Here is a 22,329-nt window from a genome sequence, read left to right as displayed (position 1 = left end):
ATTTTCTCTTTGAGATTCTCTATTTATCGGCATAACATAATACTCAAATTTTGTTAGGGCATATTTTGCTCTACAAATTGACAAATTTAAGTAATTTATGCTTTGGAGCAAACTATGAAATCAACAGAAAAACTCAAATGGAACAAATTTGATGCAACATGGATGTTAAACCTTTTCGGTACGGCGGTTGGCGCGGGCGTATTGTTCTTGCCGATTAACGCAGGGATGGGTGGATTTTGGCCGTTAGTTTTAATGGCAATTATCGTCGGGCCAATGACTTATTTTGCTCACCGTGGCTTAGCCTACTTTGTACTTTCATCAAAAAATCCTGGCAGCGATATTACTGAAGTAGTGGAAGAACACTTTGGTAAAACAGCGGGTAAACTTATTACCTTACTTTATTTTTTCGCGATTTTCCCTATTCTGTTGATTTACGGTAACGGTATTACTAACACCGTAGATTCTTTTATTGTAAATCAACTTGGTATGGCATCACCAAATCGAGTCATTCTCTCTTTTGTATTAATTGCGGTATTGATTTCCGTGATGTTATTTAATGAAAAAGTGATGTTAAAAATCACAGAATGGCTTGTTTACCCGTTAGTCTTAATTTTATTTGTTCTTTCTATTTACTTAATTCCTGAATGGAATAGTGCCGTATTATATGAATTTCCAACAGCAGGTGGTTTCTTAACCACTTTATGGCTAACCATTCCCGTATTAGTATTTTCATTTAACCATTCGCCAGCGACTTCATCGTTCACTTGCTCACAATTCCGTGAATACAAAACGTTTGAGGGCGCAGAACGCCATATCAGCCATACAGAAAAAGGTGCTTCAACGATTTTATTATTCTTCGTAATGTTCTTCGTATTTAGCTGTGTATTAACACTAACACCTGAAGAATTAGTGGCAGCAAAAGAACAGAATATTAGTATCTTGTCTTTCTTAGCAAATAAATTTGATAATCCATATATCTCTTATTTTGGCCCGCTTGTTGCATTCTTAGCGATTACAAGTTCATTCTTCGGTCACTATATGGGGGCACGTGAAGGATTAGAAGGCTTATATTTGAAAATGAAAGGCGAATCTGTAAATCGTAAAAAACTCAATTATGCGACCGCACTTTTCTTCTTATTAACCTTATGGGGCGTTGCGATTATTAATCCAAGTATCTTAGGCTTAATTGAATCTCTTGGCGGCCCAATCATTGCGATGATTTTATTCATTATGCCAATGTATGCGATTCGCAAAATCCCAGCAATGAAACGCTACAGCGGACGTTTCAGTAATGTATTTGTAACAATTATGGGACTAATTGCTATTTCTGCAGTTGTTTATGGATTATTATAATCGCCTTTAATTTTTAACGAATTTTGAGAAATTTATGATTAGCGTATTTGATATGTTTAAAGTGGGAATTGGGCCATCCAGTTCCCACACGGTCGGTCCGATGAAAGCGGGCAAGCAATTTATAGACGACTTAATTAAACGAAATCAGTTTGAACAAACAGCTGAAATTCATGTGGATGTGTATGGTTCTCTTTCGATGACAGGGAGAGGTCACAGTACAGATATCGCCATCATTATGGGATTAGCGGGTTATTTACCACATAATGTGGACATCGATATGATTTCAGGTTTCATCGAGAAAGTGAAACAAACTGCGCTTTTACCCATTAATGTTGATCAAAAAACGGTAAAATTTGATTTTGAAAATAATCTCATTTTCCACCGCACTTTTTTAAAATTGCACGAAAATGGCATGACAATTACCGCACTTGATGAAAATCGAACAGAGCTTTATCGCCAAACCTATTATTCGATCGGTGGTGGTTTTATTGTCGATGAAGCCCATTTTGGCAAAGAAGAAAAAACCACAGTCCAAGTGCCTTACCCTTACAAAAATGCAGAAGATATTTTGAAGCATTGCAGTGATAACGGCTTAATGCTTTCCACTGTGATGTTGGAAAATGAAATCGCATTGAATGGCAAAGAGGCAGTCAGTGCTCATATAGAGAATGTTTGGAAAACGATGCAAGCTTGTATTGAACACGGCATTCACACAGAGGGTATTTTACCCGGCCCATTAAGAGTACCACGTCGTGCAGCTTCACTTTATCGTGCGTTGCAAGCAAATACGAATTTATCTAACGATCCAATGCGCGTAATCGACTGGGTCAATATGTTTGCGCTTGCTGTCAATGAAGAAAATGCAGCGGGCGGGCGCGTGGTTACGGCACCAACTAACGGTGCGTGTGGGATTATTCCAGCTGTATTAGCTTACTACGAAAAATTTATCTCGCCATTAACATCTGAAATCATTGAACGCTATTTATTAGCAGCGGGTATGATTGGTTCACTTTATAAAATGAACGCTTCGATTTCTGGCGCAGAAGTGGGGTGTCAAGGTGAAGTCGGTGTAGCTTGTTCAATGGCGGCTGCAGGACTTGCTGAAATTCTGGGTGGCAATCCACTACAAGTGTGCATCGCAGCTGAAATTGCAATGGAGCATAATTTAGGATTAACTTGCGACCCTGTCGGCGGTCAAGTTCAAGTACCTTGTATCGAACGCAATGCGATTGCTTCAGTTAAAGCAATCAATGCATCACGTATGGCTTTACGCCGTACCACTAATCCAAGAGTAAGCTTGGATAAAGTGATTGAAACAATGTACGAAACAGGCAAAGATATGAACGCTAAGTATCGCGAAACATCGCAAGGCGGACTGGCAGTGAAGATTGTTTGTAACTAATAAAAAGTAAAATAATTAAGGGGCTGATCTGCATGAATTAGTTGGACTACATAACCCACCTATAAGGTGCAGATCATTATTTAATTATTTAAATATCTTGAAAATTTAAATCCATTCTTTAAAACTTACCCAGTAAAACTTGCAAACCAACCTAAGTTTGCCCCAATTTGCGCCACAATATTTAATATGCCAAATAACATTACAAACCCAATCATAAAATTTCCTCCGTACACTTTATAACTTGCTTGTGGGAATTTTTGACGGCTTGCTTTGGCAAGAAGTGCGGGGACAATTGCAGCCCAAATTGTTGCCGCCAATCCAGCGTAACCAATGGCAATCACAAATCCATAAGGAAATTGCAGGCTTAGCAATAATGGCGGTAAAAAAGTAACAAGTGTTGTTTTTGTTCTGCCTAATAAGCTATCGTCAAATTTAAACAGATCGGCGATATAGTCAAATAAACCTAAAGTTACACCTAAGAATGACGTAGAAATTGCCATATAAGCAAAGAAATTTAATACGACGGCAAGGTATTCTACTTCAATATATTTATGTAAAGCCTCTAATAATGCAGAAACATCGCCGCCTTTTTCAATGACTGGGGCAAATTCAGTGCGTGGTAAATTACCTTGCACAGCAAGCTGCCATAAGATGTAAATCACTAATGCTAAGCCCGTACCAATAAAGATCGATTTCATCACACGACAACCATCACGATCGTAATATTTGACGAGACTTGGAACATTCCCGTGGAAACCAAAGGACACGAGACAAACTGGAAGTGCGGTCAATAAATAAGGTAAATATGTTTGTTCGCTTTGAGAGACCGTATTGAATAAAACTTCTGTTTTTACAGAGCTTAATAAACCAATGGTAGAAAGGAAAAAAGCGACCACCATCCCGACAATTAACACAGTTGTGAAACGGTCCACCGCTTTGGTTGAAAGCCACACGAAGGCTGCAAGGATAAGGCAGAAAATTAAAGATCCTGAAGTTCTTCCAATATCTACCGCACTTTCAGCAGAACTGAACGCTTGGTTAAGCAGATTTTGTGTAATGCCTCCGCCTGAGGTTATGTAGGCATAAGTCAAAATATATAAGACGAAAGCAACGGAAAGACCATTGATAATATTCCAACTTTTTCCTAATAAATCTTTAACGATGGTGTCAAAACTTGAACCTGTTGGATAATGCAGATTAGCTTCTAGGATCATTAATCCTGATGTCGTCATACAAAACCAAGTATAAATTAAAGCGAGAATCGAACCAATAAACCATACACCAGCCGTTGAAGTTGGGTTAGCCAGCATGCCTGCACCAATAGCTGTACCAGCGATGATCATCGCACCGCCTAAGAGAGAAGGGGATCTTTGTTGTGTCATAAAATGCCTCTAAAATAAATTTGCACTATTATAGTAGTGCAAAAGGAAAGTGCAATATATTTATATCGATAAAAAGGGGACATTCAGTCCCCTTTGTAATGTTGTCAAAGCATTCATTATTGACGGTAATCAGACAAAAATCTTGCTAATTTTGTAATGGCTTCTTCAAGTTGATTTACATAAGGAAGAGTAACAACACGGAAGTGATCTGGCGAATGCCAATTAAATCCTTTACCGTGCACAAGTAACACTTTTTCTTGGCGGAGTAAATCAAGCACCATTTTTTCATCACTGTGAATATTGAATTTTTTCACATCAATTTTCGGGAACATATACATCGCACCCATTGGTTTTACGCAAGTAATGCCGGGTATTTGAGTAATAAGATCATAGGCTTTGTTTCGTTGCTCAAGTAATCGGCCGCCCGGTAAAATAAATTCATTAATACTTTGGTAGCCACCAAGTGCGGTTTGAATTGCATGTTGCATTGGTACGTTAGCACATAAACGCATAGATGCCAGCATATCTAAACCTTCAATATAACCTTTCGCATTATGTTTTGGGCCGTTCAAAATCATCCAGCCTTGGCGGAAGCCCGCAACTCGATAAGCTTTTGATAGCCCATTCAGTGTAACGGTTAATAAATCAGGGGCAAGTGCGGAAATGTGATGATGCACCGCACCATCGTATAGAATTTTGTCGTAGATTTCGTCAGCGAAGATAATCAAATTATTTTGGCGAGCGATTTCCACAATTTCTTGTAATAATTCTTTGCTATATACAGCACCCGTTGGGTTATTCGGGTTGATGATAACAATGGCTTTAGTTTTAGCATTCACTTTCGCTTTAATATCATCAATAGCAGGGAACCAATTTGCTTCTTCATCACAAAGGTAATGAACAGCTTTACCGCCAGAAAGTGTTACCGCTGCAGTCCAAAGCGGATAATCAGGCATCGGCACAAGCACTTCATCGCCATCATTAAGTAATGCTTGCATTGCCATTGTGATAAGCTCAGATACGCCGTTACCAATATACACATCATTGACGGTCGCGCCGTGAATCCCTTTTGATTGATAATATTGCACAATCGCCTTACGAGCAGAATATAACCCTTTTGAATCACAATAGCCTTGAGCCGATGGTAAATTACGTAGCACGTCCACTAAAATTTCATCGGGTGCTTCAAAGCCGAAAGGGGCGGGGTTGCCGATATTAAGTTTTAAAATTTTATTGCCTTCTTCTTCTAAGCGTAGTGCTTCTTTATGCACTGGCCCACGAATGTCATAACATACGTGTTCTAATTTGTCGGATTTTGGGAATAATCGCATAGTGAAATCCTTTTGTTTCTAATAAATTTTTCGAGAAAAGTGCGGTTAATTTACGCTGAATTTTCAATATTGAAAAGATTTTGTAAAAAAATTTTTTGTCATTAACAATCTGCGGTAGAATACGGCTAATTTTTTGTGTATTTAAAACAAAATCTAATGAGTTATTTAGCGCAGGCAATAGGCGAGTTAAAATCGAAAATTCACGCATATTTACAGCAATCAACGAATGAACTTGTCCGTTTTCAGGTGAAACTGGACAAGGTCGATTTATTGGCTTGGCTGAAAAGTCAATCTGCGTATCCACAATTTTATTTACATTTTCGTGATGAAGAAAAAGCATTGGCTGCGCTTGGCGAAGTGCAGTCATTTTCACAATTAAATTTAGCGCAAGAGTTTATTGAAGAAAGTGGTTTCCCACTGGTAGGTGGTTTGCAATTTCAAGGTACCGCACAATTTGTATTGCCAAAAATTCTTGTTGAACAGGATGAGAAAGGTGCATTGGTATCATTTTTTGTGAAAGATGAGCAAAGTGCGAATGATACTTTAGCCCACCTAAAAACTTTTGAAAATATCACCGCACTTTCTGCTTTGCCAAAACAAATTCCTTTGCATACAGAGCCTCGAGCTAACGAAAGAACTTGGTGCGATTGGGTAAATCAGGCTTTGGTAGAAATTAAAAGTGGAGAGCTGACAAAAATTGTATTAGCCAATGAAACCACTTTTCATTTAAAGCAAGCGATTAATGCGTACGATTTTTTAGCAGAAAGCGAAAAACAAAATCAAGGTTGTTATCATTTTTTGTGGGCTGAAAATCCTTATTCGGTTTTTGTTGGTTCTACGCCAGAACGCCTATTTGCTCGTGAGTATAACTTGTTGCTAACTGAAGCTTTGGCGGGGACAGCATCGGTTTCTGAAAGTGAGGAAGAAACGCAATCTCAAGCCAATTGGTTGTTAAATGACGAGAAAAATTTAAAAGAAAATTGGTTGGTCGTAGAAGATATTTCGCAGAATTTACGTAAGCAAGTAGAAAGTTTTGATGTAAGCAATGTGGAGTTGAAACCGTTACGTAAAGTACAACATTTGATTCGTAAAATTCGTGCAAATTTGACCGCACATTATGCAGATGTAAATATATTAAAAGCGATTCATCCTACAGCTGCAGTATCTGGTTTGCCACAGCAACAAGCCAAAATGATTTTGTCAGAAATTGAAACCTTTGATCGAGGCTGGTATGCGGGAACATTGGGCGTGATGAGCGATGCATGTTCAGAGTTTTGTGTGGCGATTCGTTCCGCCTTTATTGAGGGTCATCGGATTCGTGTATTTGCTGGCGCGGGCATTGTGGCAGGCTCGCAGCCATTGGAAGAATGGAAAGAAATTGAACGTAAAGCAGCAGGGTTGATTTCCTTGTTTGCAGAAGAAAAATGATAACGGAGAAAAAAATGTCGGTAAGCGTGTTTAATCGTTGTTGGTCGAAAGTGATTTTAGAAACCTTGATGCGTCAAGGCGTTTCTCACGTTTGTATCGCGCCAGGTTCGCGTTCGACACCTTTAACTCTAGAAGCCGTACGTTTGCAAAATGCGGGTTCAGTCACTTGTCATACGCATTTTGATGAACGTGGTTTAGGTTTTTTTGCCTTGGGTATTGCTAAGGCAACTCAATCCCCTGTCGCAATTATTGTGACATCAGGCACAGCAACAGCAAACCTTTATCCTGCCATTATTGAAGCACGCCAAACGGGTGTGAATTTATTTGTTTTAACTGCGGATCGTCCACCAGAACTTTGGGAGTGCGGTGCAAATCAGGCTATTTTGCAGCAAAATATGTTTGGTCAGTATCCGGTTGCAAATGTTAATTTACCCAAACCGAACGCTGATTATTCTGCGCAGTGGTTAATTTCTCTACTTGAACAGGCAGCCTTTCAACAAAAACAACAAGGTGGCGTTGTTCATATTAATGTGCCATTTGCCGAGCCACTTTATGATGCAACTGATGAGGCTGTAGATTCTCACTCTTGGCTGCTGCCGTTGCAACGCTGGTTAATTCAAACCAAGCCTTGGATGAATGTAGAAGCGCAACAGAACGAAGTATTAATGCATGAAAACTGGGATTATTGGCGTACCAAACGTGGTGTCGTTGTGGTTGGTCAATTACCTGCAGAACAAGCGATGGGCATTAATGCTTGGGCAAGTGCTATGGGCTGGGTGTTACTGACGGATATTCAATCTGGTGTTGTTCCAACGACGCCTTATGAAGATATTTGGCTAGCAAACCAAACTGTTCGTGAAAAACTTCTGCAAGCTGATATTGTGATTCAATTTGGTGCACGCTTTATTAGTAAACGCATTAATCAATTCTTACAGGCGTTTAAAGGGGAATTTTGGTTGGTTGAACAAAGCGGTAAGGCATTAGATCCTTATCATCATTCGCTGACAAGATTCAATGCTAAAGCACATCATTGGTTGCGTGCACATCCACCTTTACGCCAAAAGCCTTGGTTGCTTGAGCCATTAGCTTTATCTAAGTTCTGTGCGACCTTTATTGAACAGCAAGTAGGCGGAAATTTAACGGAAGCCTCGCTCGCATTACGTTTACCAACACTTTTACCTTATAACGGTGTTTTATTTTTAGGTAATAGTTTACTTGTTCGTCTGGTTGATGCACTAACGCAATTACCAGAAAGTTATCCCGTTTATACTAATCGTGGCGCGAGTGGAATTGATGGTTTATTGGCTACTGCTGCGGGAATTAGTATCGGTTCAAATAAACCTGTTGTTGCGGTGATTGGCGATACCTCCACTTTATATGATTTGAATTCTGTCTCATTATTCAAAAACGTTACGCAACCAACGGTAATTTTTGTGATCAATAATAATGGTGGCGCGATTTTTGATATGTTACCTGTGGATGAACAAGTCAAAGATCAGTTCTATCGATTACCGCATAATGGCGATTTTTCTCAAATCGCGGCAATGTTCGATCTCAAATACGCTCATCCTTATACTTGGGCAGATCTTAATTCCATTGTTAAACAGGCTTATAGCCGTCGTAAGGCAACGTTAATTGAAATTAAAACGAATCCGAGTGATGGTAGTAGTTTGTATAAACGCTTAATCGAGCAAATTAGTCACGCCGTGATTGGTGCTTAAGTATTCTGTAGGCGGGCTTTGGTCCGCCATATTTTATTACTTCTATCAATAATCCCTTCAATGATAAACATCATTTTTCTTCACGGACTTCTTGGTACAAAAAACGACTGGCAAAAAGTCATTAAAAATTTACCGCACTTTAATTGTATTCCGCTAGATTTGCCTTTTCATGGACAAGCCAAAGGCGTTGAAGTTACAAATTTTGAAGAAACGGCGGAGTATTTATCTCAGCAAATTAAAAGTGCGGTAAAAAATGAACCCTATTTTCTTGTTGGGTATTCTCTAGGCGGACGGATCGCTTTGTATTATGCGCTGCAAGCTCAGGTGGAACGATCTAATTTGCAAGGCGTTATTTTAGAAGGGGCGAATCTAGGTTTAAAAACCGACGAAGAAAAACAGGCTCGTTTCCAGCAAGATTTTGCTTGGTCGCAACGTTTTATACAAGAATTGCCAGAAAATGTGTTAAATGATTGGTATCAACAGCCCGTGTTTTCCCATTTGACTGCAGAAGAAAGACTGCAGTTAGTTGAAAAACGAAAATCAAATTGTGGAGAAAATATTGGCAAAATGTTGTTGGCGACAAGTCTATCCAAGCAACCTGATTTTAGTGAAAAAGTGCGGTTAAGTTCTTTGCCATTTTTTTATTTTTGTGGCGAACGAGATCATAAATTTCAAACTATTGCGAAAGAAAATCAAATTAATTTAGTGACAATTCCCTGCGCTGGACATAACTCACATTTAGAAAATTCAAAATATTTCTCTAAAAAAATAGAAAATTGCATATTAAAAATTGCTAGACCTTAGTTAAAATGCTAGGATTTACCCCTTTCTTTTTATAATAAACTTCTAGGAAAACACAATGTCTACACAACTTCGCAATAATCCGATGAAAGTGGCGTTAGCCTCGATGGTCGGTACAGCAATCGAATTTTTTGATTATTATATCTATGCGGCTGCCGCTGTATTAGTTTTTAATACGCAATTCTTCCAAAGCGATGATCCGCTTTCTAATGACTTACTTTCTCTTTCTACGCTTGCACTTGCATTTTTTGCACGTCCTATTGGTTCGGCATTATTTGGTCACTTCGGCGATAAAATCGGTCGTAAAAAAACCTTGGTCGCCTCCCTTGTTTTAATGGGTGGTTCAACGGTAGTAATTGGTTTACTTCCTAACTATGCTCAAATTGGTATTTGGGCGCCGATTTTGCTTTGCGTATGCCGTGTCGGTCAAGGTATTGGACTTGGTGGCGAATGGGGTGGTGCTGCTTTAGTTGCAACAGAAAATGCGCCAGAAGGAAAACGAGCTTGGTACGGTACTTTCCCTCAATTAGGCGCACCAATTGGTTTATTTGTCGCTAATGGAACGTTCTTCTTAGTTAGCTATTTACTTGGTCATAATGCACTTGTTGAATGGGCGTGGCGTATTCCGTTTGTCTCTTCCATTTTATTAGTTGCAGTTGGCTTATATGTTCGCTTAACTTTACACGAAAGCCACGTATTTGTGGAAGCAGAGCAAAAAGGCAAAAAATTGAATGCACCAGTGAGTGTTGTGTTTACCAAACACTTAAAACCAATGATCATTGGTACATTTATTATGGTGGCAACTTATTCTCTGTTTTACATTATGACGGCTTTTGCACAGGCATATTCTCGAACAGCGCCAAAGCTTTCTGAGGCAGGTTATGCGCTTGGCTTAGGTATCCCAGCAAATACATTTACTGGCTTGTTATTAATTAGTGCCATTGTATTTGGTATTTTTATCAGTATTTCTGGTGTTTATGCCGATAAAATCGGTCGTCGTAAATGGTTGATTTGGGTAACTATTGCTATCGGTGTGCTTGGTTTAGCAATGCCGTTATTCTTAGAAAATGGCACACCAGTTAGCGTATTTGCATTTTTAGTGATTGGTATGGCGATTATGGGAATGACATTTGGTCCAATGGCTGCGCTATTGCCAGAGTTATTTCCAACGGAAGTACGTTATTCAGGTGCCTCTCTTGCCTATAATTTGGCATCAATTATTGGTGCAACAATTGCGGCGATGATTTCTTTAAAAATTAATGCGTCATTTGGTGTAATGGGCGTAGGGATTTATTTAGCAATCAATGTATTAATGACTCTCTTGGCATTATTAGCCTCAAAAGAGACTAAAAATGTAGATTTAACAGAAATCTAATTTTAGTCGTCAATATTTCAGGTTATTTAGCCTTTAGAAATAGTTTATTTAGAACTTATATCAAGTTTAGGTTTTAATGCCAACGAGCAAATAGACTACTTTGATTAAATTGATCAGAAGATCGCAGTTTGTTAATAAAAAATCTGCACCTTACTTCGTTAGAAAATAAATCTAATTAAGGTGCAGAATAAAATAAGGTTTTATTGCTTCAAATAAATATTAATTTAACTTAACAACGCTTGTGCAGCTGCGATCACAACAGACACAGCTTTTTCTTCCGTTTGCTTTATTGTTGCTTCATTTGGAATTTCTTGTTGAGTACGGTTTACAATCACGCCTGCAACCATTCCTGCACGTAAACCCAATGCACTACACATAGTGAACAATGTTGAGGATTCCATTTCGTAGTTCATTACATTCAAATCTTGCCATTGTTTAAGTAGCCCTTGGTAATCACGATATACTTTACCGCTATAGGTATCATAACGTTCTTGACCAGGATAGAATGTATCAGATGATGCAGTTACGCCTACATAAGGCTCGATACCTTTTGCTTTCGCTGCATTATAAAGTGCGGTTGTACATTCAAAGTTTGCCACAGCGGGATATTCTAAAGGTGCGAAATGACAGCTTGCACCATCTAAGCGAACAGAAGCGGTTGTGATAAGAACATCGCCTACATTAATGTGCGGTTGAATTGCACCCGTTGTACCAATACGTAAGAAAGTACGTACACCAAGTTGAGCCAGTTCTTCCACACAAATTGATGTTGAAGGGCCACCAATACCCGTAGAACATACAACAATAGGCTGACCATTGACATAACCTAACCACGATGTAAATTCACGCGTGCTTGCAAGAAACTCTGGGTTATCAAGTTGTTTCGCAATACGCTCACTGCGCGCAGGATCGCCTGGAACAATAGCGAGTGTTGCGCCTTTAAGTTGTGCTTTAGTGAGGTTTAAGTGAAATACGTCTGACATAATAAATCTCCTTATTATCATTGAACGTGATGATTTCGCCCTTAGGAAAAATCTTATTGTAAAGAAAAGAAATAAAACATTTTTAGAAAATTTTGTTTTCTCTTTCAAACATTTTCATTATTTCCTTTTCATTTTTCTGATAACGAATAATAAGTAAAAAAAAAAGTGCGGTCAAAAAGTTAAACGTTTTCGGTTATAATTCCACGTAAATTTTTTCTAGAACAAGCGAAAAATAAAATGAATGCAAAAATTTTAGTTATAAAAGTGGGACAAGTTGAAACCCTAACCTTTTCCGATGGAAGCCAGTATGAAAGCGCGATTCGTAAAAAAGTTGTGCCATCGGTAAAAATTCATTCTCTTGGTGCGGAAGGAAACGATGTTGGTTTGAAAAAACATCATGGTGGTGTAGATAAATCTCTCTTTTTTATGTCGGCAGATTCTTTTAATAAATTAAATGCTTTATTAAATAAAGATTTTTCTTATATGGATACTGCGACATACGGAGAAAATTTTGTCGTATCAGGCTTGAATGAAGACAATGTGTGTATTGGCGATCGTTATCAAATCGGTTCAACCATTTTAGAAGTATCCCAGCCACGCAAACCTTGCGAACGTTTATCAAAAAATACAGAAAACGAAAATACACGTGATATTATTTATCAAACGGGGCTTAGTGGATGGTATGTTCGTATTATTGAAACAGGAATAATTAAGCAAAACGATGAACTAAAATTGCTCGCCCGTCCTTATCCGCAAATAACAATTCGTCATTTAAATCGCTTGTTATCCTCACCTGAAAATGAAGCTGAACTAGAAGCAGCATTAGATATTGAAGTATTAGCCGAAGCCTTTAAACGCTCAATTCGATCGCAAGTATCGAAATTCAAACAACAGAGATAAATATGTCAGAAATTTCAACCGCACTTTCTTTAGAAAATTGTCCGTGTCAATCTGGTCATCATTATGCAGATTGTTGTGGCAAATTTCATTTAAAACAAGCATTTCCCGAAACGGCAGAGCAACTTATGCGTTCACGTTATACGGCTTATGTGTTAAAAAATATACCTTATATTGTTGCAACAACTGTACCAAGCCAACAAACTTTATTAGAAACTAGTTTATTACAAGAATGGGCGGACAACACCGTGTGGCTAGGATTAGAAATTCTAAAAACGGAAAGCCTTACAAAAACTCAAAGTGCGGTGGAATTTAAGGCGATTTTTCAAGGCGAAGATTGTGAACAAGTCCATCAAGAACGGTCAATTTTTGTGAAAATTGAAGATCGTTGGTATTTTGTAGATCCAACGGTATCATTACCGACAATGAAACAACCTTGTGTCTGTGATTCGGGTAAAAAATTTAAACATTGCTGTGGGGGATTTTTATGATTTCATTGAAACAATTTAGCCTGCTCTTTTGGAAACGTTTTTCAGAAAATAAACTTAATCAAGTAGCTGGCGCATTGACTTATAGCACAATGTTAGCAATGGTTCCTTTAGTTATGGTTATTTTTTCTATTTTCTCTGCTTTTCCTGTATTCAATGAAGTGACGGGAGAATTAAAAGAAATGATTTTTACTAATTTTGCACCATCAGCGAGTGATATGGTGGGCGAATATATCGATCAATTTGTATCAAACTCAAAGAAAATGAGTGCTGTTGGTATTATTAGCTTGATTGCGGTAGCCTTGATGTTGATTAATAATATCGACCGAACATTAAATAGTATTTGGCACAATAGTCAATCTCGCTCTCCGCTTTCTTCTTTTGCGATTTATTGGATGATTTTGACACTTGGTCCACTTATTATTGGCGTCAGTATTGGGATTAGTTCGTATATTAAAATAATGTTTGAGCAATCGGAACATTTATCATTAGGCTTAAAATTGCTCAGTTTTGTGCCTTTTTTATTTACTTGGTTTATTTTTACGCTTATTTATACGGTTGTACCGAATAAAAAAGTGAAAATTAAACATTCAGCTTATGGTGCATTTCTTGCCGCGATTTTTTTCACTCTTGGTAAACAAGCATTTACTTGGTATATCGTCACTTTTCCCTCTTATCAATTAATTTACGGTGCAATGGCAACCTTACCAATTATGTTATTGTGGATTCAAATAAGTTGGCTTGTGGTATTAGTTGGTGCGCAATTAGCTTCAACCTTGGATGAAATTGGAGAGCAGATCGAGCAATAATGCTCGATCTAAGAAAATTATCGGGCAATCGCCAATGTTTGATACAAATAATGGCGATAATCATTGAGTAGCTGAATATCAGAAGAATCTTCTAATTTGCCATTACTCAATTTGCACATTGCCATATTCGCTTTCATAAATTCATCATCTGCTGATAATCCAGCTACATTCATCAAGACACCTCCAGCAAAAGCAAGATCTAAAAACTTTTGTTCTTGCTTAAATTGATGACTACAATTACTTCTTACAACAAATTGTGTCACATAATCAGGTTGTGCATAATCCCCTTTCTTCGGTGGGATAACATTATCAAATGCCACTTGGTGATCACCGAAATAACCTAGCACAAAAGGCTTTTTACGTTCATGTAAATAGTTATTCATTCCTTCAATCGCATCATTCAATGCGACAATACGTTGAGTATAGTCATTCAATGCAGAAATACTTTTAGCCCCTAAATTAGGCATTTGAAGATTAAATGTATTTTCCATACCCAATTCATATGGACCATGTTCACGCATAGTCAATACATAAACAAACATTGGCTGATCTACATTTTCTAACGCAGGATGCTGTTTTTCCAAAATCATTCGGGTGTACTTCATCATTTCTTCACTACTAATATCCCAAAGATTTTTACTAATAGGTGCAGGATAACCAAGATCTTGCGGCTGTAACATCAAATCAAAACCGAAATGATCATAAGCGGATTTCGCATTGTAATTACCTTTTGTAAAAGGCGACAAGGCAACACAAAAATATCCTTGTGCTTTTAGATTTTTCACTAAACCTGATTGCAAGTGCGGTACAACAGAATAAAAAACGCCACTTGCTAACGTGCCAAAATCAGTCGAAGGCACACCGGCTAAAAAAGCAAATTCTGATTTCCACGTTGCGCCAGCAAAAGTATGTACACGCAATGGCGAAGTAAATACCGTATCATTTTGGGGTTCAAACATGGAAAGTGGTGGAATAGATTGCTGACTAAAAGCAAATTGATGAGGGTTCAGCGTGGATTCCATTAATGTTACAACAATATCGGGTTTTGTTTCAGATAGGTTGTTTGTATCAGATGAAAGTGCGGTCATTTTTTCAATAAAATTTTGGCTATTGCCATCAAAATTTGGCACTTTGAAAAAAATACCGCGGCAAGACATTGGTAAATTTAAAAATACATCACGACCATCATCAGGCAAAGAATCTAACCAAACTTGCACCGCACTTGGCTTTTTAGAATAATGCCACATCAAACTAAAGCTAAGGATAAACAATAACGCTCCAATGCTGTTACCTAATACCCCTAAAGACTCGATATCATTGAAACCAAAAATCGCATAACCTAATAACGAAAGTAGCCCAATAACGTCAAACAATGCACCTTTATAATGAATTAAAGTTTCCCAATTTCGCCAATCCACCACAAGAAAGAAATCTGAAATTAGCAAAGGTTGTTTGTAATAATGAATTTTTAAACGGTGAAATAACATCAGTACCACAAAAAGCACAGATGAAAAATTTAAAGCACGTTGCCATTGGCCGGAAACCATAAGCATACCGCCAAATAAAAAAGAAAAGAGTGCGATAGCAAAGAAATAAGTCCAACGATAATGGGAGTTTATGATAAAAATCACTGCCGCAATCGTGAATAAAGCTAAGAAAATATAAGCGATCATAAATTTTCCCTATGATGCATAACAGACTAAAATGAGACATGACAATATCTGAACACTTTATCACGTAAACGTAATAGATTGAAGGGGAAAAGAAAATTATTTAGATAATTTGAAAATAAAGTGGTGGGCGATACCGGTCTCGAACCAGTGACCCCCTCCTTGTAAGGGAGGTGCTCTCCCAACTGAGCTAATCGCCCGATAATATTAAGGAAAACCCTAAATTTTCGGTTTATTTAAACACTTTTAAGTGGTGGGCGATACCGGTCTCGAACCAGTGACCCCCTCCTTGTAAGGGAGGTGCTCTCCCAACTGAGCTAATCGCCCACTAGAAAGCGTTTAAATATAAAGGGAAAGTTTGAGCGGAAAGGACACTTTAGAAAAGTGGTGGGCGATACCGGTCTCGAACCAGTGACCCCCTCCTTGTAAGGGAGGTGCTCTCCCAACTGAGCTAATCGCCCGCTTGGTCAAACTTAGTAACATTAAGAACACTTTTTAGAGAAGTGGTGGGCGATACCGGTCTCGAACCAGTGACCCCCTCCTTGTAAGGGAGGTGCTCTCCCAACTGAGCTAATCGCCCTTAATGTTGTGGGTTGGCATTATAGGGAGAATGCATTTTCAGTCAATACCTTTTTACTAAATTTTGTTTAATTGTCGTAAAAATAAGCATAAAATCCGCTTTTTTATTTAGAAGTCAAACAAGTCGTAGTAGAATAACGACTAATATTTTATTGAAGATAGGTTATAAAAATGAAACTAGATACTCCTTTTAATTTAGATCCAAATGTAAAAGTGCGTACTCGTTTTGCTCCTAGCCCTACAGGTTATTTACATGTAGGTGGCGCACGTACCGCACTTTATTCCTGGTTATACGCAAAACATAATAACGGCGAATTTGTATTACGAATTGAAGACACAGATTTAGAGCGTTCAACACCAGAAGCAACAGCTGCAATTATTGAAGGAATGGAATGGTTAAATCTTCCGTGGGAGCATGGCCCTTATTACCAAACTAAACGCTTTGATCGTTACAACCAAGTGATCGATGAAATGATTGAACAAGGCTTAGCATATCGTTGCTATTGTACTAAAGATCGCTTAGAAGAACTTCGTCATACTCAAGAACAAAATAAAGAAAAACCACGTTATGACCGCCACTGCTTACACGATCACATCCGCTCTCCAGATGAACCTCACGTTGTACGTTTCAAAAATCCAACTGAAGGCTCGGTAGTATTTGATGATGCCGTACGTGGTCGCATTGAAATCAGCAACAGTGAACTTGATGATCTTATTATTCGTCGCACAGACGGTTCGCCAACTTATAACTTCTGCGTGGTTGTAGATGACTGGGATATGGGTATCACACACGTTGTCCGTGGCGAAGATCATATCAACAACACGCCACGTCAAATTAACATTTTAAAAGCCATTGGAGCCCCAATTCCAACCTATGCGCACGTTTCCATGATTAATGGAGATGATGGTCAAAAACTCTCTAAACGACATGGTGCAGTGAGCGTAATGCAATATCGTGATGATGGTTACTTACCAGAAGCTTTAATCAACTATCTTGTGCGTTTAGGCTGGGGACATGGCGACCAAGAAATTTTCAGTCGCGAAGAAATGATCAATTATTTTGAATTAGATCACGTTAGCAAATCAGCTAGTGCATTCAACACTGAAAAATTACAATGGTTGAATCAACATTATATCCGTGAATTACCGCCAGAATATGTGGTTAAACATCTTGAATGGCATTACAAAGATCAAGGCATTGATACAACCAATGGTCCTGCATTAACTGAAATTGTCTCTATGCTTGCGGAACGCTGCAAAACCTTAAAAGAAATGGCTAGCTCAAGCCGCTATTTCTTTGAAGAGTTTGAAACCTTTGATGAACCTGCAGCGAAAAAACATTTCAAAGGCAATGCTGTTGAAGCGCTTACAAAAATAAAAGAAAAATTAACCGCACTTTCTAGCTGGGATTTACATTCTACTCACGAAGCGATTGAGCAAACGGCTGCTGAATTAGAAGTAGGAATGGGCAAAGTTGGCATGCCATTACGTGTTGCTGTGACAGGCTCTGGTCAATCTCCATCAATGGATGTTACCCTAGTCGGTATCGGCAGAGATCGTGTACTTACACGTATTCAGCGCGCAATTGATTTTATTAATGCACAAAACGCTTAATATTTAATCGGATAACAAACACATAATAAAATCGTATTGACAGCCACATAGTCAAATTTTATCATATTGCTGTCTTTTATGGGGATATAGCTCAGTTGGGAGAGCGCTTGAATGGCATTCAAGAGGTCGTCGGTTCGATCCCGATTATCTCCACCAAATTAATAAAGCAAGGTTACTTACCTTGCTTTTTTATTATCAATAATCAATATCTTAGTGAATTTTAACAAAAATAAAAATCAAAGCGTGCTAGAATAGTACGCTTTTTTATTACATCGTTAGAAACCATATCAAGGAATAATTATGCGTCCAAATAATCGAGAAAATAATCAACTCCGCCAAATTAAAATTACCCGTAATTACACCAAGCACGCTGAAGGTTCCGTGCTTGTTGAATTTGGGGACACCAAAGTGCTTTGTACTGCAACAGTGGAAGATGCTGTACCACGTTTCTTAAAAGGACAAGGACAAGGCTGGGTCACGGCTGAATATGGAATGTTGCCACGTTCAACACATAGTCGTATGCAACGTGAAGCGGCTAAAGGTAAACAAGGCGGACGCACAATGGAAATTCAACGCTTAATTGCTCGCTCTTTGCGTGCGATGGTGGATCTCAAAGCACTTGGCGAACGTGCGATTACTTTAGATTGCGATGTTATTCAAGCAGATGGCGGCACACGTACCGCATCCATTACTGGTGCTGCTGTCGCATTATGTGATGCGATCAACGGTTTAATTGAGAATGGCACGTTAAAAACTAACCCAATTAAAGGTCTAGTTTCGGCGATTTCTGTAGGGATTGTTGAGGGGCAAGCCGTTTGTGATTTGGAATATGTGGAAGATTCTGCAGCAGAAACTGATATGAATGTTGTGATGATGGAAGATGGTCGCATGATTGAGGTACAAGGCACCGCAGAAGGCGAGCCATTTAGCCATGAAGAATTATTAACATTATTAGATTTAGCGAAACAAGGCTGTAATCAAATTTTCATCGCTCAACGCGAAGCGTTAGGCTTATAAACATAGTTTATAGGGATTAAAAAATGGAACAATATAAACGCGATTTTATCGAATTTGCTTTAAGCCGAAATGTATTGAAATTCGGCGAGTTTACTTTGAAATCGGGGCGTAAAAGTCCGTATTTTTTCAATGCAGGTTTGTTTAATACGGGGGCAGATTTAGCGCGTTTAGGCGAGTTTTATGCTGCGGCAATTCAGGCAAGTGCGGTAGATTTTGATGTTGTTTTTGGCCCGGCTTACAAAGGTATTCCAATTGGCACTTCAGTTTCGGTGGCGTTATTTAATCGTTATGGTATTGATAAACCCGTGTGTTTTAATCGCAAAGAAGTGAAAGATCACGGAGAGGGCGGCAATTTAATTGGTAGTCCATTGCAAGGAAAAATTTTGCTTGTGGATGACGTGATTACGGCTGGTACTGCAATTCGTGAATCTATGGAATTAATCAGTGCAAATCAGGCAGAGCTTGCGGCAGTATTAATCGCCTTAAACCGTAAGGAACGAGGAAAAGGCGAGCTTTCAGCAATTCAAGAAGTAGAACGTGATTATCAATGCCAAGTGTTATCAATTATTGATTTAGATGATTTGATGCAATTTATTGAACAAGATCCGCGATACAGTAGCCATTTGCCAGAAATGCGTGCTTATCGTGCCGAATTTGGCGTATAAAACTTGAGAAATAAATTTTTGTTATCATTATAAATAACATTATAAAAATAACCGCACTTTGACTTAACAGAGGAAAGAATGAATTTTATTGGAAAAATTATAGGCGTATTTTTAGGTTGGAAAGTTGGTGGATTTTTTGGTGCGATTGCTGGGCTAATCTTAGGCTCCATCGCAGATAAAAAATTGTATGAACTTGGTTCGGTAAGTTCTAGTTTCTTTAAAAAGAAAACAACGCGTCAAGACTTGTTTATGCAAACCACCTTTGCAGTGCTAGGGCATTTAAGCAAATCGAAAGGGCGTGTAACAGAAGAAGATATCCAATTAGCTAATCAATTAATGATTCAGCTTAAACTAGATGATGCAGGGCGTAAATTAGCACAGGATGCGTTTCGTCGTGGTAAAGAATCTGATTTCCCAATTCGTCAAGTGATCCGTGAATTTCGCATTGGTTGTGGGCAACGTACTGATTTATTGCGAATGTTCTTACAAGTGCAAGTTCAAGCGGCTTTTGCCGATTCAGAACTTCACGAAAATGAGAAAGAAGTACTTTATGTGATCGCTGAAGAACTTGGTCTTTCTCGTATGCAATTTGAACAAATGATTGCGATGGAAATGGCTGCTCGAGCTTTTACTCAAGGCAGTTTTTATCAGCAATATCAACAAGGTGCATATCAAGGTGGCTACCAATATCAGCAACAAAATAGTGGTGGTTACCAACATGCTTCAGGTCCAACTTTAAATGATGCCTATAAAGTATTGGGTGTGACTGAGTCCGACGAGCAACAAGCAGTAAAACGCGCTTATCGTCGTTTAATGAATGAACACCATCCAGATAAACTCGTGGCGAAAGGTTTACCGCCAGAAATGATGGAAATGGCAAAAGAAAAAACTCAACAGATTCAAGCCGCTTACGATTTAATTTGTAAAGCAAAAGGCTGGAAATAGTGCGTGTTATTCTTGCACCTATGCAAGGGGTTCTAGATCCCTTTGTACGCCAACTTCTCACCGAAGTGAATGACTACGATTTATGTATAACAGAATTTGTCCGCGTGGTTGATCAACTTCTTCCTGAAAAAGTATTTTATCGTTTATGCCCTGAATTAAAAAATCAGGGCTTTACTTCTTCAGGCACGCCTGTGCGAGTGCAGTTGCTAGGGCAGTATCCAGAATACCTTGCTGAAAATGCAATTCGTGCAATCGAGCTTGGTTCTCATGGCATTGATTTAAATTGTGGTTGCCCTTCTAAAACAGTGAATGGCAGTAATGGTGGTGCGGCATTATTGAAACAGCCTGAATTGATTTATCGTGCAACTCAAGCCTTACGCCAAGCCGTGCCAAGTGAATTCCCCGTTAGTGTAAAAGTGCGGTTAGGCTGGGATGATATTTCTCAATCTTTTGAAATCGCTGATGCGGTGGAGCAAGGTGGTGCAACCGAAATTACAGTGCATGGACGCACAAAAACTGATGGTTATCGTGCTGATAGAATTAATTGGAAAAAAATTGGTAAAGTCCGAGAGCGTTTATCCATTCCTGTTATTGCTAACGGAGAAATTTGGCATTGGCAAGATGGGCAAGATTGCTTATCTCAAACAGGTTGTCAGGATTTAATGGTGGGACGAGGTGCGTTGAATATTCCGAATTTAAGTCATGTTCTAAAATCAAATGCAGAAAAAATGCCTTGGCGTGAGATTCAAAAAATCTTGCAAAAATACGCTAAGGTCGAAAATGAATATGACAGCGGTTTTTATCACGTGGCACGAATTAAACAATGGTTACGTTATTTGAATAAGGAATATGATGAGGCGAACCAAGAGTTTGATAAGATTAAGACTTGCCAAACTGCTGAAGATTTGAAATTACGTTTAAATGACAAATAAAAAAACCTGCCAATCAGCAGGTTTTCTTTTTCTAAATGATTTAAAAACTCACCGCACTTTTTAATTTTTTCAGTGCATTGGTTTCTAATTGACGGATACGTTCCGCAGAGACATTATATTTTGCCGCTAAGTCGTGTAATGTTGCTTTGTTATCATCTAACCAACGAGCTTTGATAATATCTTGGCTGCGCGCATCCAAACTTTGTAATGCCGTGCTTAGTTGCTCAGTGGCTTGGCTTTCAAAGTTTTCATTTTCAAGCTCTGCAGCGAAATTAGAACTTTTATCTTCCAAATAAAGGGATGGAGAATAGGTCTCTGTTTCTGCATCATCAGTAGGTAAATCAAAACCTACATCGGCACCGCTCATACGCGATTCCATTTCGATCACATCTTCTTTGGAAACACCCAATTCATTTGCCACCATATCAACTTCATTTTCGTTGAACCAGCCTAAACGTTGTTTAGTTTTGCGTAGGTTGAAAAATAATTTACGTTGAGCTTTCGTGGTCGCTACTTTTACGATACGCCAGTTACGAAGCACATATTCGTGGATTTCCGCTTTAATCCAATGTACGGCGAATGACACCAAACGTACACCAACTTCAGGGTTAAAACGTTTAACAGCTTTCATTAAGCCGATATTGCCTTCTTGGATTAAGTCAGCTTGTGGCAAACCATAGCCAGAATAGCCACGTGCAACATGGATCACGAAACGAAGATGCGACAAAATGAGTTTTTTCGCTGCATCTAAATCTTCGTGATAATACAAACGTTCTGCCAATTCCTTTTCTTCCTCTGCGGTCAGCATCGGATATTCATTTGCCGCACGAATATAACCTTCGATACTGCCTTGAGGAACTAACATCATTTGTGTTTCTTTATCCATCGTTTCCCTTCTTTATTTTGGCTTTTGCCAATCAATGTACTTAGTTATAGC

At 38.6% G+C, this 22,329-nt stretch carries 19 protein-coding genes and 5 tRNA genes; 15 read left to right on the top strand and 9 right to left on the bottom strand.

What is annotated here, in order from left to right; all coding sequences use genetic code 11:
• Positions 1-114 precede the first annotated feature (114 nt).
• Both ACPT9C_RS03275 and ACPT9C_RS03270 read left to right on the top strand, forming a co-directional pair.
• On the top strand, positions 115-1,353 hold the full coding sequence (locus ACPT9C_RS03275; protein WP_050948910.1) for an HAAAP family serine/threonine permease: 1,239 nt from the start codon (positions 115-117) through the stop codon (positions 1,351-1,353).
• Between the two features lie 34 nt (positions 1,354-1,387).
• Positions 1,388-2,755 (top strand): L-serine ammonia-lyase, encoded by a 1,368-nt coding sequence (locus ACPT9C_RS03270; protein WP_050948909.1) that lies wholly within the window; start codon positions 1,388-1,390, stop codon positions 2,753-2,755.
• A 125-nt stretch (positions 2,756-2,880) separates the two neighbouring features.
• On the opposite strand, the gene mtr is transcribed toward ACPT9C_RS03270, so the two are convergent.
• Positions 2,881-4,137: a tryptophan permease gene (gene mtr / locus ACPT9C_RS03265; RefSeq protein ID WP_050948907.1), complete on the bottom strand. Its 1,257-nt coding sequence runs from the start codon at positions 4,135-4,137 to the stop codon at positions 2,881-2,883.
• A 116-nt stretch (positions 4,138-4,253) separates the two neighbouring features.
• A complete protein-coding gene (locus tag ACPT9C_RS03260; protein ID WP_050948905.1) occupies positions 4,254-5,468 on the bottom strand; it encodes a pyridoxal phosphate-dependent aminotransferase in 1,215 nt (404 codons plus the stop codon).
• Positions 5,469-5,624: 156 nt separating this feature from the next.
• Between ACPT9C_RS03260 and ACPT9C_RS03255 the strand changes: the two genes are divergently transcribed.
• The 4 genes from ACPT9C_RS03255 to ACPT9C_RS03240 are packed head-to-tail and all read left to right on the top strand — an operon-like array spanning position 5,625 to position 10,793.
• Entirely contained in the window at positions 5,625-6,896 is a 1,272-nt protein-coding gene (locus tag ACPT9C_RS03255) for an isochorismate synthase (RefSeq protein WP_050948904.1), read from the top strand.
• 14 nt (positions 6,897-6,910) lie between these two features.
• Complete coding sequence (gene menD, locus ACPT9C_RS03250; protein ID WP_050948902.1) at positions 6,911-8,617, top strand: 2-succinyl-5-enolpyruvyl-6-hydroxy-3-cyclohexene-1-carboxylic-acid synthase; 1,707 nt, start codon at positions 6,911-6,913, stop codon at positions 8,615-8,617.
• Between the two features lie 60 nt (positions 8,618-8,677).
• On the top strand, positions 8,678-9,421 hold the full coding sequence (menH, locus tag ACPT9C_RS03245) for a 2-succinyl-6-hydroxy-2,4-cyclohexadiene-1-carboxylate synthase (RefSeq protein ID WP_048946730.1): 744 nt from the start codon (positions 8,678-8,680) through the stop codon (positions 9,419-9,421).
• A gap of 55 nt (positions 9,422-9,476) precedes the next feature.
• Positions 9,477-10,793 carry an MFS transporter gene (locus ACPT9C_RS03240; RefSeq protein WP_005689473.1) on the top strand — a complete coding sequence of 439 codons (1,317 nt, stop codon included), beginning with the start codon at positions 9,477-9,479 and terminating at the stop codon, positions 10,791-10,793.
• A gap of 224 nt (positions 10,794-11,017) precedes the next feature.
• On the opposite strand, the gene udp is transcribed toward ACPT9C_RS03240, so the two are convergent.
• Positions 11,018-11,776 carry a uridine phosphorylase gene (udp, locus tag ACPT9C_RS03235; RefSeq protein WP_048946731.1) on the bottom strand — a complete coding sequence of 253 codons (759 nt, stop codon included), beginning with the start codon at positions 11,774-11,776 and terminating at the stop codon, positions 11,018-11,020.
• Positions 11,777-12,013: 237 nt separating this feature from the next.
• Between udp and ACPT9C_RS03230 the strand changes: the two genes are divergently transcribed.
• The 3 genes from ACPT9C_RS03230 to ACPT9C_RS03220 are packed head-to-tail and all read left to right on the top strand — an operon-like array spanning position 12,014 to position 13,970.
• Positions 12,014-12,676, top strand: a complete 663-nt coding sequence (locus ACPT9C_RS03230; protein WP_050948900.1) for an MOSC domain-containing protein — start codon at positions 12,014-12,016, stop codon at positions 12,674-12,676.
• A gap of 2 nt (positions 12,677-12,678) precedes the next feature.
• Complete coding sequence (locus ACPT9C_RS03225) at positions 12,679-13,164, top strand: YchJ family protein (RefSeq protein WP_118879868.1); 486 nt, start codon at positions 12,679-12,681, stop codon at positions 13,162-13,164.
• Complete coding sequence (locus tag ACPT9C_RS03220; RefSeq protein WP_118879869.1) at positions 13,161-13,970, top strand: virulence factor BrkB family protein; 810 nt, start codon at positions 13,161-13,163, stop codon at positions 13,968-13,970. Before ACPT9C_RS03225 ends, ACPT9C_RS03220 begins: the two co-directional genes overlap by 4 nt.
• 17 nt (positions 13,971-13,987) lie before the next feature.
• Here ACPT9C_RS03220 and lpt6 read toward each other — a convergent pair whose 3' ends face one another.
• From lpt6 to ACPT9C_RS03195, 5 genes are all read right to left on the bottom strand, one after another.
• A complete protein-coding gene (gene lpt6, locus ACPT9C_RS03215; RefSeq protein ID WP_118879870.1) occupies positions 13,988-15,643 on the bottom strand; it encodes a phosphoethanolamine transferase Lpt6 in 1,656 nt (551 codons plus the stop codon).
• Positions 15,644-15,764: 121 nt separating this feature from the next.
• Positions 15,765-15,840 (bottom strand) — tRNA-Val (locus ACPT9C_RS03210).
• Positions 15,841-15,891: 51 nt separating this feature from the next.
• Positions 15,892-15,967 (bottom strand) — tRNA-Val (locus ACPT9C_RS03205).
• Positions 15,968-16,025: 58 nt separating this feature from the next.
• Positions 16,026-16,101 (bottom strand) — tRNA-Val (locus ACPT9C_RS03200).
• A gap of 43 nt (positions 16,102-16,144) precedes the next feature.
• Positions 16,145-16,220: transfer RNA gene (locus tag ACPT9C_RS03195), tRNA-Val, on the bottom strand.
• Positions 16,221-16,390: 170 nt separating this feature from the next.
• Here ACPT9C_RS03195 and gltX point away from each other — a divergent pair.
• The 6 genes from gltX to dusC all read left to right on the top strand — a co-directional run bounded on the left by gltX (position 16,391) and on the right by dusC (position 21,392).
• The gene (gene gltX, locus ACPT9C_RS03190; RefSeq protein ID WP_116938145.1) at positions 16,391-17,833 is read left to right on the top strand and encodes a glutamate--tRNA ligase; all 1,443 of its coding nucleotides are present in this window, start codon (positions 16,391-16,393) and stop codon (positions 17,831-17,833) included.
• Positions 17,834-17,913: 80 nt separating this feature from the next.
• Positions 17,914-17,989 (top strand) — tRNA-Ala (locus ACPT9C_RS03185).
• A 144-nt stretch (positions 17,990-18,133) separates the two neighbouring features.
• Positions 18,134-18,850, top strand: coding sequence for a ribonuclease PH (gene rph / locus ACPT9C_RS03180; protein ID WP_118879871.1), 717 nt, complete (start codon positions 18,134-18,136; stop codon positions 18,848-18,850).
• 23 nt (positions 18,851-18,873) lie between these two features.
• Positions 18,874-19,515, top strand: a complete 642-nt coding sequence (gene pyrE, locus ACPT9C_RS03175; protein WP_005686697.1) for an orotate phosphoribosyltransferase — start codon at positions 18,874-18,876, stop codon at positions 19,513-19,515.
• Between the two features lie 78 nt (positions 19,516-19,593).
• The gene (gene djlA, locus ACPT9C_RS03170) at positions 19,594-20,460 is read left to right on the top strand and encodes a co-chaperone DjlA (RefSeq protein ID WP_118879872.1); all 867 of its coding nucleotides are present in this window, start codon (positions 19,594-19,596) and stop codon (positions 20,458-20,460) included.
• Entirely contained in the window at positions 20,460-21,392 is a 933-nt protein-coding gene (gene dusC / locus ACPT9C_RS03165; RefSeq protein ID WP_118879873.1) for a tRNA dihydrouridine(16) synthase DusC, read from the top strand. The genes djlA and dusC overlap by 1 nt, the downstream gene beginning before the upstream one ends.
• A gap of 40 nt (positions 21,393-21,432) precedes the next feature.
• Here dusC and rpoH read toward each other — a convergent pair whose 3' ends face one another.
• On the bottom strand, positions 21,433-22,278 hold the full coding sequence (gene rpoH, locus ACPT9C_RS03160; protein WP_118879874.1) for an RNA polymerase sigma factor RpoH: 846 nt from the start codon (positions 22,276-22,278) through the stop codon (positions 21,433-21,435).
• Positions 22,279-22,329 lie beyond the last annotated feature (51 nt).

The organism is Haemophilus sp. HN_Hi16 (assembly GCF_049823435.1).
GTDB classification, from domain to species: Bacteria; Pseudomonadota; Gammaproteobacteria; order Enterobacterales; family Pasteurellaceae; genus Haemophilus; species Haemophilus influenzae_D.
The sequence above is the reverse complement of the archived record's forward strand: the minus strand, read 5'-3'. Positions and strand labels throughout refer to the sequence as shown.

What these genes read in the sequence shown, in the direction of transcription:
- ACPT9C_RS03275 (WP_050948910.1), top strand. Translation starts at nt 115, where the DNA reads ATGAAATCAACAGAAAAACTCAAATGGAACAAATTTGATGCAACATGG.
- ACPT9C_RS03270 (WP_050948909.1), top strand. Translation starts at nt 1,388, where the DNA reads ATGATTAGCGTATTTGATATGTTTAAAGTGGGAATTGGGCCATCCAGT.
- mtr (WP_050948907.1), bottom strand. Translation starts at nt 4,137, where the DNA reads ATGACACAACAAAGATCCCCTTCTCTCTTAGGCGGTGCGATGATCATC.
- ACPT9C_RS03260 (WP_050948905.1), bottom strand. Translation starts at nt 5,468, where the DNA reads ATGCGATTATTCCCAAAATCCGACAAATTAGAACACGTATGTTATGAC.
- ACPT9C_RS03255 (WP_050948904.1), top strand. Translation starts at nt 5,625, where the DNA reads ATGAGTTATTTAGCGCAGGCAATAGGCGAGTTAAAATCGAAAATTCAC.
- menD (WP_050948902.1), top strand. Translation starts at nt 6,911, where the DNA reads ATGTCGGTAAGCGTGTTTAATCGTTGTTGGTCGAAAGTGATTTTAGAA.
- menH (WP_048946730.1), top strand. Translation starts at nt 8,678, where the DNA reads ATGATAAACATCATTTTTCTTCACGGACTTCTTGGTACAAAAAACGAC.
- ACPT9C_RS03240 (WP_005689473.1), top strand. Translation starts at nt 9,477, where the DNA reads ATGTCTACACAACTTCGCAATAATCCGATGAAAGTGGCGTTAGCCTCG.
- udp (WP_048946731.1), bottom strand. Translation starts at nt 11,776, where the DNA reads ATGTCAGACGTATTTCACTTAAACCTCACTAAAGCACAACTTAAAGGC.
- ACPT9C_RS03230 (WP_050948900.1), top strand. Translation starts at nt 12,014, where the DNA reads ATGAATGCAAAAATTTTAGTTATAAAAGTGGGACAAGTTGAAACCCTA.
- ACPT9C_RS03225 (WP_118879868.1), top strand. Translation starts at nt 12,679, where the DNA reads ATGTCAGAAATTTCAACCGCACTTTCTTTAGAAAATTGTCCGTGTCAA.
- ACPT9C_RS03220 (WP_118879869.1), top strand. Translation starts at nt 13,161, where the DNA reads ATGATTTCATTGAAACAATTTAGCCTGCTCTTTTGGAAACGTTTTTCA.
- lpt6 (WP_118879870.1), bottom strand. Translation starts at nt 15,643, where the DNA reads ATGATCGCTTATATTTTCTTAGCTTTATTCACGATTGCGGCAGTGATT.
- gltX (WP_116938145.1), top strand. Translation starts at nt 16,391, where the DNA reads ATGAAACTAGATACTCCTTTTAATTTAGATCCAAATGTAAAAGTGCGT.
- rph (WP_118879871.1), top strand. Translation starts at nt 18,134, where the DNA reads ATGCGTCCAAATAATCGAGAAAATAATCAACTCCGCCAAATTAAAATT.
- pyrE (WP_005686697.1), top strand. Translation starts at nt 18,874, where the DNA reads ATGGAACAATATAAACGCGATTTTATCGAATTTGCTTTAAGCCGAAAT.
- djlA (WP_118879872.1), top strand. Translation starts at nt 19,594, where the DNA reads ATGAATTTTATTGGAAAAATTATAGGCGTATTTTTAGGTTGGAAAGTT.
- rpoH (WP_118879874.1), bottom strand. Translation starts at nt 22,278, where the DNA reads ATGGATAAAGAAACACAAATGATGTTAGTTCCTCAAGGCAGTATCGAA.